The organism is Lysobacter sp. GCM10012299 (genome assembly GCF_042649405.1).
Classification (GTDB): domain Bacteria; phylum Pseudomonadota; class Gammaproteobacteria; order Xanthomonadales; family Xanthomonadaceae; genus Lysobacter_J.
The window spans coordinates 773,391-786,771 of sequence record NZ_JBHRZC010000002.1; the positions used below are offsets into that span (position 1 = coordinate 773,391).

13 protein-coding genes, 1 tRNA gene and 1 riboswitch are annotated in these 13,381 nt (G+C 67.3%); of the genes, 6 read left to right on the forward strand and 8 right to left on the reverse strand.

Features of this window, described 5'->3' with window-relative positions:
- Window positions 1–43: 43 nt before the first annotated feature.
- From trmB to thiS, 3 genes are read right to left on the reverse strand one after another with little or no spacing between them, the layout of a single operon-like run.
- Entirely contained in the window at window positions 44–784 is a 741-nt protein-coding gene (gene trmB, locus ACFOPO_RS07745) for a tRNA (guanosine(46)-N7)-methyltransferase TrmB (RefSeq protein ID WP_386702549.1), read from the reverse strand.
- Entirely contained in the window at window positions 784–1,578 is a 795-nt protein-coding gene (locus tag ACFOPO_RS07750; RefSeq protein ID WP_386702551.1) for a thiazole synthase, read from the reverse strand. Before ACFOPO_RS07750 ends, trmB begins: the two co-directional genes overlap by 1 nt.
- A gap of 57 nt (window positions 1,579–1,635) precedes the next feature.
- Window positions 1,636–1,839, reverse strand: coding sequence for a sulfur carrier protein ThiS (thiS, locus tag ACFOPO_RS07755; RefSeq protein ID WP_386702553.1), 204 nt, complete (start codon window positions 1,837–1,839; stop codon window positions 1,636–1,638).
- Window positions 1,840–2,036: 197 nt separating this feature from the next.
- On the opposite strand from thiS, the gene ACFOPO_RS07760 reads away from it, so the two are divergent.
- From ACFOPO_RS07760 to ACFOPO_RS07785, 6 genes are all read left to right on the forward strand, one after another.
- Window positions 2,037–3,848: an autotransporter outer membrane beta-barrel domain-containing protein gene (locus ACFOPO_RS07760; protein WP_386702688.1), complete on the forward strand. Its 1,812-nt coding sequence runs from the start codon at window positions 2,037–2,039 to the stop codon at window positions 3,846–3,848.
- 114 nt (window positions 3,849–3,962) lie between these two features.
- Window positions 3,963–4,036, forward strand: a tRNA-Gly gene (locus tag ACFOPO_RS07765).
- An 84-nt stretch (window positions 4,037–4,120) separates the two neighbouring features.
- Window positions 4,121–4,588 carry an ATP-dependent zinc protease gene (locus ACFOPO_RS07770; RefSeq protein ID WP_386702555.1) on the forward strand — a complete coding sequence of 156 codons (468 nt, stop codon included), beginning with the start codon at window positions 4,121–4,123 and terminating at the stop codon, window positions 4,586–4,588.
- The gene (rimK, locus tag ACFOPO_RS07775; RefSeq protein ID WP_386702557.1) at window positions 4,585–5,490 is read left to right on the forward strand and encodes a 30S ribosomal protein S6--L-glutamate ligase; all 906 of its coding nucleotides are present in this window, start codon (window positions 4,585–4,587) and stop codon (window positions 5,488–5,490) included. The genes ACFOPO_RS07770 and rimK overlap by 4 nt, the downstream gene beginning before the upstream one ends.
- 433 nt (window positions 5,491–5,923) lie before the next feature.
- Window positions 5,924–6,604, forward strand: a complete 681-nt coding sequence (locus ACFOPO_RS07780) for a response regulator transcription factor (protein WP_158733826.1) — start codon at window positions 5,924–5,926, stop codon at window positions 6,602–6,604.
- A 4-nt stretch (window positions 6,605–6,608) separates the two neighbouring features.
- The gene (locus ACFOPO_RS07785) at window positions 6,609–7,964 is read left to right on the forward strand and encodes a sensor histidine kinase (protein ID WP_386702560.1); all 1,356 of its coding nucleotides are present in this window, start codon (window positions 6,609–6,611) and stop codon (window positions 7,962–7,964) included.
- A 56-nt stretch (window positions 7,965–8,020) separates the two neighbouring features.
- Here the strand turns inward: ACFOPO_RS07785 and ACFOPO_RS07790 are convergent, their stop codons facing one another.
- The 5 genes from ACFOPO_RS07790 to ahcY form a co-directional block, all read right to left on the reverse strand.
- Window positions 8,021–8,932, reverse strand: a complete 912-nt coding sequence (locus ACFOPO_RS07790; protein WP_386702562.1) for a branched-chain amino acid transaminase — start codon at window positions 8,930–8,932, stop codon at window positions 8,021–8,023.
- Window positions 8,933–9,020: 88 nt separating this feature from the next.
- Entirely contained in the window at window positions 9,021–9,605 is a 585-nt protein-coding gene (locus ACFOPO_RS07795) for a hypothetical protein (RefSeq protein ID WP_386702564.1), read from the reverse strand.
- Window positions 9,606–9,689: 84 nt separating this feature from the next.
- Window positions 9,690–10,268 (reverse strand): hypothetical protein, encoded by a 579-nt coding sequence (locus ACFOPO_RS07800; RefSeq protein ID WP_386702566.1) that lies wholly within the window; start codon window positions 10,266–10,268, stop codon window positions 9,690–9,692.
- Window positions 10,269–10,336: 68 nt separating this feature from the next.
- The gene (metF, locus tag ACFOPO_RS07805; RefSeq protein ID WP_386702568.1) at window positions 10,337–11,158 is read right to left on the reverse strand and encodes a methylenetetrahydrofolate reductase [NAD(P)H]; all 822 of its coding nucleotides are present in this window, start codon (window positions 11,156–11,158) and stop codon (window positions 10,337–10,339) included.
- A 202-nt stretch (window positions 11,159–11,360) separates the two neighbouring features.
- Window positions 11,361–12,806: an adenosylhomocysteinase gene (gene ahcY / locus ACFOPO_RS07810; protein WP_386702570.1), complete on the reverse strand. Its 1,446-nt coding sequence runs from the start codon at window positions 12,804–12,806 to the stop codon at window positions 11,361–11,363.
- A 45-nt stretch (window positions 12,807–12,851) separates the two neighbouring features.
- Window positions 12,852–12,932, reverse strand: a riboswitch (S-adenosyl-L-homocysteine riboswitch).
- Window positions 12,933–13,381 lie beyond the last annotated feature (449 nt).

Genomic DNA, 13,381 nt, shown 5'->3' on the forward strand with positions numbered 1-13,381 from the left:
GACTCTTCTTGTTGTCGTGGTGCGCGTTGTCAGGCGCGCGCTGTTATGGACCGCGGTCGTACAGGAGATCCCACACGCCGTGGCCAAGCTTCTGGCCGCGGGTCTCGAAGTGGGTCTGGGGGCGCCAATGCGGACGGTCCACGCTGCCGCGCGGACCGGCGCGGTTGCTCAGGCCGGGCGTCGCATCGAGCACATCCCACATCTGCTCGGCATAGTCCTGCCAATCGGTGGCAAGGTGCAAGCGTCCGCCGATCGCGAGCTTGGACACCAGCAGGCGGGCGAACTCCGGCTGGACCAGTCGGCGCTTGTTGTGGCGCTTCTTGTGCCACGGGTCGGGGAAGTAGATGCGGATCTCGTCGAGCGAGCCGTCGGCGATCTCGTTGTGCAGCACTTCGACCGCGTCGTGGTGGTAGAGGCGGACGTGGTCGCTGCCGTCCTCGGCCAGCGCATTGAGCAGGCGGCCGACCCCGGGGGCATGTACCTCGATGCCGATCAGGTCGCGCTCGTGGTCGTTCTGGGCGGCGAAGCGCAGCGCCTCGCCGTTGCCGAAGCCGATCTCCAGCACGCGCCTGGCTTGGCGCCCGAAGGTGGCGTCGAAGTCGCGCGGAGTGCCTGCGTAGTCGAGACCGAAACGCGGCCACAGCTGGTCGAACGCGCGCTGCTGCGCCTCGGTGAAGCGCCCCTGCCGCAGCACGAAGCTGCGCACCTTGCGATGGCCTTCCTCGACGGTGAACGGCTTGGGTGGCGTCTTGCCCTTCGGCGCAGGAGTGCTGGGGTCCGACATCAGCCGATCAATCCGTCGACCGGGCTGGACGCACTGGCGAAGCGCTTGCGCGGGATGCGCCCGGCCTTGAAGGCGGCGCGGCCGGCTTCGACCGCCAGCTTCATGGCGTGGGCCATCAGCACCGGGTCTTTGGCGCCGGCGATGGCGGTGTTCATCAGCACGCCGTCGCAGCCAAGCTCCATCGCGATGGCCGCGTCCGACGCGGTGCCGACGCCGGCGTCGACGATGATCGGCACCTTCGCGTTCTCGACGATCTCGAGCAGGTTGTACTTGTTCTGCACGCCGAGGCCCGAGCCGATCGGTGCGGCCAGCGGCATGACCGCGACGCAGCCGATTTCCTCCAGGCGCTTGGCCAGGATCGGGTCGTCGGAGGTGTAGACCATGACCTCGAAGCCGTCCTTGACGAGGATCTCGGCGGCGGCGAGCGTCTGCACCACGTCGGGGTACAGCGTCTTCTGGTCGCCGAGGACTTCAAGCTTGACCAGGTTGTGGCCATCGAGCAGTTCGCGCGCGAGGCGACAGGTGCGCACGGCGTCGTCGGCGGTGTAGCAGCCGGCGGTGTTGGGCAGGATCGTGTAGCGGTCCGGCGGCAGCACGTCGAGCAGGTTGGGCTCGCCCGGGTTCTGGCCGATATTGCTGCGACGGATCGCGACGGTGACGATCTGGGCGCCGGCGGCCTGGGTGGCCAGGCGGGTCTGTTCCAGGTCGGTGAACTTGCCGGTACCGGTAAGCAGGCGCGAGGCGTAGGGCTTGCCGGCGATGACGAGGGGGTCGTTGAGGAGCGGAGCGGTCATCGCGCTAGTTTAGCAGCCGCGGTTTGCCTGACGGCCGCGCCCCGGGCACGCGGCGGTTCAGCCGCCGCCGAGGGCGTGGACGATCTCGACCCGGTCGCCGTCGGCCAGTGCGCGTTCGCCGTGGCGGCTGCGCGGCACGATCTCGTTGTTGATCTCCACCGCGACGCGGCGCTCGCCGAGCCCTTCGAGTTGCAGCAGCTGCAGCACGGTGGTGTCCGCGGTGATCGCGCGCGGCTCGCCGTTCAAGATGATGATTGCCATCCTGCTATTGTCGCCGCGGACACGGCACCAGGCCAGACCGGCACGCTTTTTGACGCACTGCGGCGTGAGTGTGCCAACCGCGCATGCTTGGATGCGTCCATCCGCGGGCGTATGTGGGCCCCGCGGAGCCTCTTGTCCATCCACTGCCATTCCATGCCATTCCAGGGGATTCAATGATGACACCCGTTCGCTCCGTGCTGGCCGCCGCACTGGCGCTGGCAGCCGCACCGGCCTTCGCCCAGAGCCAGCCGTACTCGCAGACCGTCTTCTTCGGTGACAGCCTGACCGACTCCGGTCACTTCCGTCCTGCGCTGACGCAGCTGGTCGGCCCGTCCGGCGCGCTGCTGGGCCGCTTCACCACCAACCCGGGGCTGGTCTGGTCCGAGTACGTCGCCGACTACTACGGCACCAATGCCGTGAGCGACAACCAGGGTGGCAGCAACTACGCCGTCGGCGGCGCCCGCAACGGCACCAACATCGTCGGCGGCCTCGGTCCGATCGACTCGCTGAACAAGCAGATCACCACCTACCTCGGCCGCAACGGTGGCCGCGCCGACGCAAACGCCCTCTACACCGTGTGGGGCGGCGCCAACGACCTGTTCGCAGCGGCCACCGCGCCGGCACAGGCGCAGGCGATCATCGGCGGTGCAGTCACTGCCCAGGTCGGCAACGTCGCCGCGCTGGAAAGCGCCGGTGCCCGTTACGTGATGGTCCCGACCGTGCCCGACCTCGGCCTGACGCCGCAGTCCCGCGCTGGCGGCGCCGTCGCGATGGCGCAGGGCACCGCGCTCGCAACCGCCTACAACACCGCGCTGTTCAACGGCCTGGCCACGGCCAACCTGCGCGTGATTCCGCTCGACACGTTCCATCTGCTGCAGGAAATCGTCAACAACCCGACGCCGTTCGGCATCAGCAACGTCACCAACCCGGCCTGCCGTACCCAGCCGGCGCCGGCGGGTGACTCGTCGCTGTTCTGCAACCCGGCGTCCTACGCCGCGGCGAACGCCCCGGACACCTATGCCTTCGCCGATGGCGTGCATCCGTCCTCCAAGGCCCACCTGATCCTCGGCGACTACGCCGTCTCGATCCTGGAAGGCCCGCGCCAGCTGGCGGTCCTGCCGCATTCGGAGGCCGTGGTCGGTCGCGCCCGCGCCGATCGCGTCGCCGCCCAGATCGGCTCGCGCCCGGAAGGCGAGGGCATGCGCTGGTGGGGTGACGTGCGCGGTGACTTCCAGCGCTATGGCGATGGCGACAACTACGACGGCATGGGCCCGACCGCGAGCTTCGGCCTCGACTGGGCCAGCGGCGGCCTCGTCTACGGCGGCTTCGCCGGTTACGGCCAGCAGAAGATGGACTGGGGCAACAACCGTGGCGAGTTCGACCAGGACGACGCCACCCTCGGCGGCTACCTGGGCTGGACCAGCGGTTCGGCCTGGATCAACGGCCAGGTGAGCTACAGCTGGGTGTCCTACGACGTCGAACGCCGGGTCAAGCTGGGCCCGACCTCGCGCACCCACACCGGCTCGCCGGACGGCACCAACCTCACCGCCGGCTTCTCCGCCGGCTGGAACTTCGGCGAAGGCTCGCTCAAGCACGGCCCGGTCGTGCAGGTGCTGTCGCAGACGATCGAGGTCGACGGTTACGACGAGAACAGCACCGAAGCCACGGCCCTGACCTTCATGGACCGCGACTACGACTCGCTGATTGGCAGCGTCGGCTGGAAGGTCGACTACACCATCAACGAGCACCTGAGCCCGTACGCCCAGCTGACCTACGACCACGAGTTCGAAGAGAACGACGACGAAGTGTTCGCCCGCCTGCGTTCGATGCCGGGCGCCGGCACGTTCGCCGTTCCGGGCACGCAGTACGACCAGAACTACGGCACGCTGGTGTTCGGCGCGCGCACGCAGCTGTTCGGCCTGGCCACCAACGTCGGCACCAGCGTGACGGTCGGGCAGAAGGGTGGCAACGACGCGACCGTTTTCGTCAGCCTTGGCGGCGGGTTCTGAAAAGCGCGTTCTGATCGACTGATCGGCGTTGCAGGAAAGTGCGGGAGCCTGGGTCAGCCCCGGCTCCCGCAGCTTTACTCCCGCTCCGTCGGGGGCATAGACTTCCCGGCGTACGCGGGTGTAGTTCAATGGTAGAACTGCAGCTTCCCAAGCTGCTAGCGTGGGTTCGATTCCCATCACCCGCTCCAAACATCTCCAGCGGCGGCCTGCCTTACAGTGGCCGCCGCTTTTGCCTTTCAGCGGCCCGCACTGGAGGCCCGATGGCAACGAAGATGGCAACGAAGATCGTACTGGGCTGGCGTGAGTGGGCTTCTTTGCCGGAGCTCGGCATCGCGCGCCTGCGCGCCAAGGTCGACAGTGGCGCGCGCAGCTCGGCGCTGCACGTGGATACGCAATGGCGTTTTTTCGACGGCGGCGCGCCGTGGGTCGGCTTCAGGATCAGTCCCGGCCAGCGCGGCGGGATCATCGAAGCGGCGGCGCCGGTCTACGACGAGCGCGAGGTCACCGACTCGGGCGGTCACTGCACCCGCCGGGTGTTCGTGCGCACCGTGCTGTCGCTGGCGGGCGTGGAGCGGGTGGTTGAAATCAATCTGTCGGATCGGCGCGGCATGCTGTTTCCGATGCTGCTGGGCCGTACCGCGCTGGCGAGGGTGTTCACCGTCGACCCCGCGCGTTCTTTCCTCCACGGCCGCTTGCCCGTCTCGGGCACGATCGTGCCAATCGTGAAATCAATGCAATGAAACTGGCGATCCTGTCGCGCAACAGCAAGCTCTACTCGACCCGGCGCCTGGTCGAGGCCGCGCGCGAGCAAAACCACAGCGTGCGTGTGCTCGACCCGCTACGCTGCTACATGCGCATCGCCAGCGACGGCTTCAGCATGCACTACAAGGGCCGGCCGATCTCCGGCTACCAGGCGGTGATCCCGCGCATCGGCGCCTCGGTCACGCGCTACGGCTCGGCGGTGCTGCGCCAGTTCGAGCTGATGAACTCGGTCACCCCCAACTCGTCCGACGCCATCCTGCGCGCGCGCGACAAGCTGCGCTGCCACCAGCTGCTGGCTGCCGAGCACATCGGCCTGCCGACCACCGTGTTCGGCGACAACCCCGACGACACCGGCGACCTGCTGTCGATGCTGGGCGCGCCGCCGCACGTGATCAAGCTCAACGAGGGCACCCAGGGTGCCGGCGTGATGCTGACCGAGAAGCTGTCGGCCTCGCGCGGCGTCATCGAGGCCCTGCGCGGCCTCTACGCCAACTTCCTGGTGCAGGAGTTCATCGAGGAGGCACGAGGCGCGGATGTGCGCTGTTTCGTCGTCGGTGGCCGCGTCGTCGCGGCGATGAAGCGGCAGGCGCCCAAGGGCGACTTCCGCTCCAACCTGCATCGCGGTGGCTCGGCCAAGGGCGTGCGTGCCAGCGCGGCCGAACAGGACGTCGCGATTCGCGCCGCGCGCGTGCTCGGTCTTGGCGTCGCGGGTGTCGACCTCATTCGCAGTGCGCGTGGTCCGCTGGTGCTCGAGGTCAACTCGTCGCCAGGCCTGGAAGGCATCGAGGATGCCAGCGGGGTGGACGTGGCCGGCGAGATCATCAGCTACGTCGCCGATCGGCTCAAACGCAGAATTGCGAAAAAGGCCGCCTCGCGGTGATTTTGGCAATTGGCGGCATTTGACGCCTTGTTAAGCGAAATTAACCGATGTTGACGACGCCAAACAGAACCGGCCGCGGCTCTTAACGAAAACGTAACGAGCGTTTTTAACAGCGGTTTAATCGAATTCGGCGTAGCCTGTCCCCACCGCAGCACTGCCGCTCTACCAATGTCAGTACCTGGTCGATGCAGGTTACGGTAATCGGGGCAATACCCTTTTGGCCCAGGCGCGGTGGCCCCGCGCTTGGGCCTTTGTTTGTCTGCGCCACGGTCTGCGCTACCGTCCGCGCGACGCGAACGCGCGTGTGCAACAGGTGACTGGCGCACACGACGGCTCTGGCAGAATCGTTAAGATCGTTAAGATCGTTAAGTCGCCGATGCAACTTGGACGACGTTCGACGGTCGAAGCCCCATTACCCAGGAAGGTCCCAGCCATGCGCATCCTCGTCATCGAAGACAACCAGGACATTGCCGCCAACCTTGGCGACTTTCTCGAAGACCGCGGCCATACCGTGGATTTCGCCGCCGATGGCGTCACCGGCCTGCACCTGGCGGTGGTCCACGACTTTGACGCGATCGTGCTCGACCTGAACCTGCCCGGCCTCGATGGCCTGGAGGTCTGCCGCAAGCTGCGCAACGAAGCGCGCAAGCAGACCCCGGTGCTGATGCTGACCGCGCGCGACAGCCTCGAGAACAAGCTGGCCGGTTTCGATTCCGGTGCCGACGACTACCTGATCAAGCCGTTCGCGCTGCAGGAAGTCGAGGTGCGCCTGAATGCGCTGTCGCGCCGCGGCCGTGGCGTGCAGACGCGCGTGCTCAACACCGCCGACCTCGAATACAACCTCGACACCCTGGAAGTGCGCCGCCAGGGCAAGCTGCTGCAGCTCAACCCGACCGCGCTGAAGATCCTGCAGGCGCTGATGGAGGCCTCGCCGGCGGTGGTTACGCGACAGGAACTGGAAACGCGCGTGTGGGGCGAGGAACTGCCCGACTCCGACAGCCTGCGCGTGCACATCCACGGCCTGCGCGCGGTGGTCGACAAGCCCTTCGAGGTCCCGCTGATCCAGACCCGCCATGGCATCGGTTACCGCATCGCCGCACCAGACAACGGCTGAGCCCATGGCGGTCGCCGAAGAGCCCCAGCGCCCGACGCACAGGACCCCAGGCAGGACCCGCTTCCGGCGGCAGCTGCGCAGCCGCATCATCCTCGCCTTCGTGCTGCTGGGCTTCGGCCTGACGGCGCTGTTCGCCTGGGCGACGAACTGGACCCGCAACCGGGTCGAGAACCAGATCATCGAAGACGTGATGAACCGCAACATCGACGTTGCGGCGCGTCAGTTCGAGCAGAACCCGGACAACCCGCAGTTCGCGGTCGACCAGATCCGCGCCTACGTCTACACCTCCGACAAGTTCGACTCGGTGCGGGTCAACTGGCCGGAATGGTACGAGCTGGCCGACGGCATCTACGGCATGACCGGCGTCGATCCCGACGGCAACTCGTTCTCCTACAAGCTGGCGGTGCGCAAGACGCCCAAGGCGTGGTTCTTCCTCGCCTACGACATGTCGCAGGCGACGCGCGGCGAAACCCAGTTCCAGCGTGCCGTCTGGGCGTCGGTGTTCCTGTTCACGGTGTTGTCGCTGCTGGTCGGCTGGTGGTCGGCCTCGCGCGTGATGAGCCCCGTGTCGGAACTGGCCAACCGGCTCAAGCTGTCGGGACGAAGTTCCGAGCCGGAAAACCTGGCGTCGCACTTCCCCGACGACGAGGTCGGCCAGCTTGCCGAGGCACTCGACGACTACGCCGAGCGCCTGACCGAAGTGGTCCAGCGCGATCGCGAATTCAATGCCGACGTCAGCCATGAGCTGCGCACGCCGCTGGCGGTGGTGAAGGGCGCGGTCGAACTGCTGCTGTCGCGCCCCGACGTCGACGACAAGACCCGCAACCGCCTGCTGCGCATCCAGCGCGCCGAGCAGCAGTGCACCGACCTGATCAGTGCCTTGCTGCTGCTGTCGCGCAACGAGCGCGGCCATGGCGCCACCGATGTCGCCAAGGTCGCCGAACAACTGCTCGATGCCCACCGTGCCCAGCTCGGCGGCAAGCCGCTGGAACTGCGCGTGGAAGGCGAGCAGGGCCTGATGGTCGATGCGCCGGAAGCGGCCGTCTCGGTCGCCCTGGGCAACCTGATCGGCAATGCCGTCAAGTACAGCAACGAGGGCGAGGTCGTCGTGCGACTGGGTTCGAAATCGGTCGCGGTGATCGATTCAGGCCCGGGCCTGAGCGCCGAGGATGCCGCCAAGCTGTTCGAGCGCGGCTACCGCGGCACCCATGCCGCGCACTCGCAGGGGGGCGGCATCGGCCTGTCGATCGTGCGCCGCCTGTGCGCACTGTATGGCTGGGAAGTGCAGGTGCGTCCGGGCGAGGAGCGCGGCGTGGTCGCCACGCTGGCCTTCGCCGAAGACGTCTTTCCGCGCGTCTGAGCGGCGATGCGGGAGCTGACTCCCGCATCGTGTGTCGTGCTCTCGGACCAGGCCGCTCAGACCGGCTCGAGCCAGCCGTACTTGTCCGGCGTCTTGCCGTCGAACAGGCCGAAGAACAGCTCCTGGATCCGGCGCGTCACCGCGCCCGGCTTGCCGCTGCCCACCTGGCGACCGTCGACCGGACGGATCGGCGTGATCTCGGCGGCGGTGCCGCACATGAACAGCTCGTCGCACAGGTACAGGTATTCGCGCGGCAGGTCGCGTTCGATCACCTCGATGCCGTTGTCGCGGGCGAGGGTGATGATGGTGTTGCGGGTGATGCCATTGAGCAGCGCGGCGCTGATCGGCGTGGTGTGCAGGGCGCCGTCGAACACCAGGAACAGGTTCTCGCCCGCGCCTTCCGACAGCAGGCCGGTCGAGGCCAGCGCGATGCCTTCGCCAAAGCCCAGGCGACGCGCTTCACGCGCGACCAGCTGGCCGGACAGGTAATTGCCACCGGCCTTGGCGCCGGCCGGCAGGGTGTTCGGTGCGAAGCGCTGCCAGCTCGACACGCAGGCATCGATGCCCTGGTCGACGACGCTCGCGCCCAGGTACTGGCCCATCTTCCAGGTCGCCACGGCGACATCGGTCGGCGTGTCGGCCGACAGGCCGAAACCGCCCAGGCCGCGATAGGCCACCGGACGCAGGTAGTCGGTGGTGTTGTCGTTGGCCTTGAGCACGTCGCGGCAGGCGGCGTTGATCTGCTCCAGCGAGTACGGCATCGCCATGTCGTAGATCTTGGCCGAGGCGAACAGGCGGGTGTTGTGGTCGGTGAGGCGGAAGATCACCGGCCCGGACGGCGTCTGGTAGCAACGGATGCCCTCGAAGACCGACGAACCGTAATGCACCACATGCGCCATGACATGGGTGGTGGCCTCGGCCCAGCGCTTGATCGCGCCGTTCTGCCAGATCCATTCGGGGTATTGCATCGCCGGTCTTCCGTCAGGGGGAAACGACTATTGTGCCCTGCGCGGAGGTCCCGGCCCAAATCGGGAGCTGGCGCCAGCGCGGTCGCGGTCAGCCCTTGATCCACCAGCAGCCGAAATACTTCTGCAGGCCGAAGACCGTCCGCGACGGCGTGACGCCGTTGGCCTGAGTCTGCTCGACCCGCAATGCGACCGGCGCGCGCCGTGGCCGCGAAGGGGCAACCGCCGGGTCACCTTCGGCGAGCGGCGCGAACCCGGAGGCGGCTGCCTCGTCCTCCGGTTCGGCAGGCATCACCGGGACGATGCCGACCAGTGGCAGCTGCACGAGCGCATCGAGCCGCGCCAGCACGTTGTAGGCGCTGGCGCCCGACATTCCGGTCCAGTAGTAGACGCCGGCAAGGCGGTTGGCATCGCGCGCATCGAAGGCGCCGTTGATCTCCTGGACGAGGTCGCGCAGGTTGCGCGCGCAGCCGCCCGCGCTGGGCCTGGCGACGGAGGCCGGCGCCACCCTGGGCGGTTGCTCCACGGCACCGACGTCCGGACAGGCTCGATCGGTGTACACGTCCATCCCGTCCGGCATCGTGCAGCGGTGCACCTGCGCGGCGACCGGCGGCGAGCACCCCATCGCGGGGAGCGCGATCACCAGCACCGTGAGCAGGAATTTCGACAGCGGCATCGGGGCAGACTAGCTTCGGCACGGGGGATCGCGACGATACGCCCATCTCATTCCGCCCACACGACCGCCGCCCGGCGGGCTCGTTCAGAAGTGGACGAAGTAACAGCCGGAATAGCGTTCGACATCGAGCTCCAGCACTTGCTGGGGCTCGGAGAAGACCAGTTGCATCGCGCCGCCGCCAGCGCCGGCGCTGGCCAGCGACGGCCAGTAGCTGGCATCGACCAGCGACTGCCGTGACAGGTTCTGGAGGCGATTCATCACCAGCTGCGCCTGCTGGTGCCGCAGGCCGGGCCAATGGAAGCTTTCGGCGATCCGGTTGACGTCGCCGGCGGCGAACGCGCCGAGCAGGTCCAGCGACAGCTGCCCGACGTTGCGCGCGCATCCACTGGCAGCGGGCCGGCGCAACGGGATGGCACCCTGGTGGCGCATGCCCAGCAAACCCGCGCTGGCCGACGCGGATGCATCGAAGGTCAGGCGGTTCACCAGTTCGGCCGAAAGCGGCGCAGGCATCGCGCCCAGCGCCGCACAGGCGGTGTCGGTGTAGACGGCCTGACCGTCGCGGGCCTGGCAGCGGTTGAGGCCGCCGATGGCATGGGCCGGGGCGCAGAGGACGAGCGCCAATAGCCAGGCCCATCCCGCCACCCGACGTGGCTGCGTGTTCATGTTTTGCCCGCGGGGGAACGGGGAATTTCATCGTCCCCCGCCGGGCGTCAATGGCGCGTGTTAAAGGCTCACAGTCGCGACAGCACGGACAGCGTCGGTTTGGACAGGTTCAGCGTGTAGAAGTGCAGGGCCGGTGCGCCACCTTCGACAAGACGCTGGCACATTGCCGCGACCACGTCGGCGGCGAACTCGCGGATCGACTCGGCATCGTCGCCGAAGGCGTGCATGCGCTTGCTGATCCAGCGCGGGATCTCGGCGCCGCAGGCATCGGAGAAACGGCGCAGCTGGCTGAAGTTCGAGATCGGCATGATGCCCGGCACGATCGGCACGGTGACGCCAAGGCGGCGCGCGTCGTCGACGAAGCGGAAATACGCGTCGGCGTTGTAGAAGTACTGGCTGATCGCGCCGTTGGCGCCGGCGTCGATCTTGGACTTGAAGTGGTGCAGGTCGGCGACGGCGTCATCGGCCTGCGGATGGCATTCGGGGTAGCAACCGACTTCGATGTGGAAGTAGCCGTCGTGTTCGCGACGGATGAATTCGACCAGCTCGGTGGCGTAGCGGAAGTCGCCGGTATGGCCCATGCCCGAGGGCAGGTCGCCGCGCAGCGCGACGATGCGGTGGCAGCCCATGGCCTTGTAGCGCTCGAGCAGTTCGCCCAGTTCGGCGCGCGTACCGCCGACGCAGGACAGGTGCGGGGCGGCATCGAGGCCGTGGGTCTGGTGCAGGCGTTCGACCGTCTCGGGCGTGTAGCTCAGCGTCGAGCCGCCGGCGCCGAACGTGCACGAGACGTACTCGGGGTTCTGCGACTTCAACCTGGCCGCGGTCTTGTCCAGCTGCGCGCGCTGCTCGTCGGTCTTGGGCGGGTAGAACTCGAAGCTGATCGGGGTCATGCGTGGCCGCCGCTGCAATGGGTAATGCGTAGTCTATCGCTCTATCGCGATGGAAATCGACCGTGTTGTGCCCCCGGGTGCGGCCTGCGGCCTTACCCGGGCTACGCGAAGGTAGCCCGGGTAAGCGCAGCGCACCCGGGGCACCATCAACGCCAAAAGAAAACGGGCGCCGAAGCGCCCGTTCTCCCCGCACCGCGATGCATCAGTAGCGGTAGTGCTCCGGCTTGTACGGACCGTCGGCCGACACGCCCAGGTAGGCGGCCTGGTCGTCGGTCAGGCGGGTCAGCTTCACGCCGATCTTCTCCAGGTGCAGGCGCGCGACTTCCTCGTCGAGCTTCTTCGGCAGGATGTAGACCTTCGGCTCGTAGCTGTCCTTGTTGGCCCACAGGTCGATCTGCGCCAGGGTCTGGTTCGAGAACGAGTTGGACATGACGAAGCTCGGGTGGCCGGTGGCGCAGCCGAGGTTCACCAGGCGGCCTTCGGCCAGCAGGAAGATCGAGTTACCACCCTTGAAGGTGTACTTGTCGACCTGCGGCTTGATGTTTAGGCGAACCGCGCCGGAAGCGTTGAGCTTGTCGACCTGGATCTCGTTGTCGAAGTGGCCGATGTTGCAGACGATCGCCTGGTCCTTCATCTGCGACATGTGCTCGAGCGTCAGCACGTCCTTGTTGCCGGTGGTGGTGACGTAGATGTCGCCGCGGCCCAGCGTGCTCTCGACGGTGTTGACCTCGAAGCCTTCCATCGCCGCCTGCAGGGCATTGATCGGATCGATTTCGGTGACGACCACGCGCGCGCCGTAGGCACGCAGCGAGTGCGCCGAGCCCTTGCCGACGTCGCCGTAACCGCAGACCACGGCGACCTTGCCGGCCAGCATCACGTCCATCGCGCGCTTGAGGCCGTCGGCCAGCGACTCGCGGCAGCCGTAGAGGTTGTCGAACTTGGACTTGGTGACCGAGTCGTTGACGTTGATCGCCGGCACCAGCAGCGAGCCGGCTTCGGCCAGCTGGTACAGGCGGTGGACGCCGGTGGTGGTCTCTTCCGAGACGCCCTTCCAGTCGCGCACAACGGTGTGCCAGAAGCCCGGACGCTCGGCGTGGACGCGCTTGAGCAGGTCCTTGATGACCTGTTCTTCGTGGTTGCCCGAGGCGGTGTTGACCCAGTCGCTGCCGTTCTCGAGCTCATAGCCCTTGTGGATCAGCAGGGTGACGTCGCCGCCGTCGTCGACGACGAGCTGCGGGCCGAGGTACTTGTCGGCGCCGGTGCCCGGGAAGGTCAGGGCGGCCAGGGTGCAGTCCCAGTACTCTTCCAGCGATTCGCCCTTCCAGGCGAACACCGGGGTGCCGCTGGCGGCGATCGCGGCGGCGGCGTGGTCCTGGGTCGAGAAGATGTTGCACGAGGCCCAGCGCACGTCGGCGCCGAGGTCACGCAGGGTCTCGATCAGCACGGCGGTCTGGATGGTCATGTGCAGCGAGCCGGTCACGCGCACGCCCTTGAGCGTTGCGGTGGCGGCGTACTTCTTGCGGATGGACATCAGGCCCGGCATTTCGTGCTCGGCGATGTCGATCTCCTTGCGGCCCCAGTCGGCCAGGGAGATGTCGGCAACTTTGTAATCGCCTTCGGTCGAGAAGGTCTTGGCTACGGCATTCATGGTGTGAAGCTCCGGTTTTTGGGTGAGGGCAGGGGGTGAGTCCTGCCAAACCGGGCGCCGTTGTGCGTGTTGCGTCCCGCCGAGCCTGATTCCGGATTGCCCGGACTTGCAGCGCCCCTCGGCGAGGCGGGCCATTTTAGCGGTTTGCGGTTGCGGATGGATGAACCCGGTAGCGTTTGCTTGATGCAGCTGCGTGATGCGTGATGCCTTCGGGAAGGCGCCGTCCGCCGGGCCGGGGATTGCTCCGCCCCTCCAGACGCCATCCTGGCTTTAGTCGGGGCGCGGGACATCCATGTCCCGCTGCTCCGCAATCCCCGACCCGGCGGACGACGCTTCGGCAATTCATTGCGTGGTCTTCGGCTGCCCCTCTCCCCAACCCCTCTCCCACAAGGGGAGAGGGGCAAAGGGCGCGAGTGGTCCTGGAACAACCAATTCCTTTCGCGGGCGTCCGGGACCGAGCTCACCGAGCAGACGTGCGAATGAGCGAGGGCACGGACACCGCTCAGGGCCGGCACAGCGCGAGTCCGACCGGCGCAGCTGCATCACGCGCGCACTGCGCTCTCGCTAACAGCCCA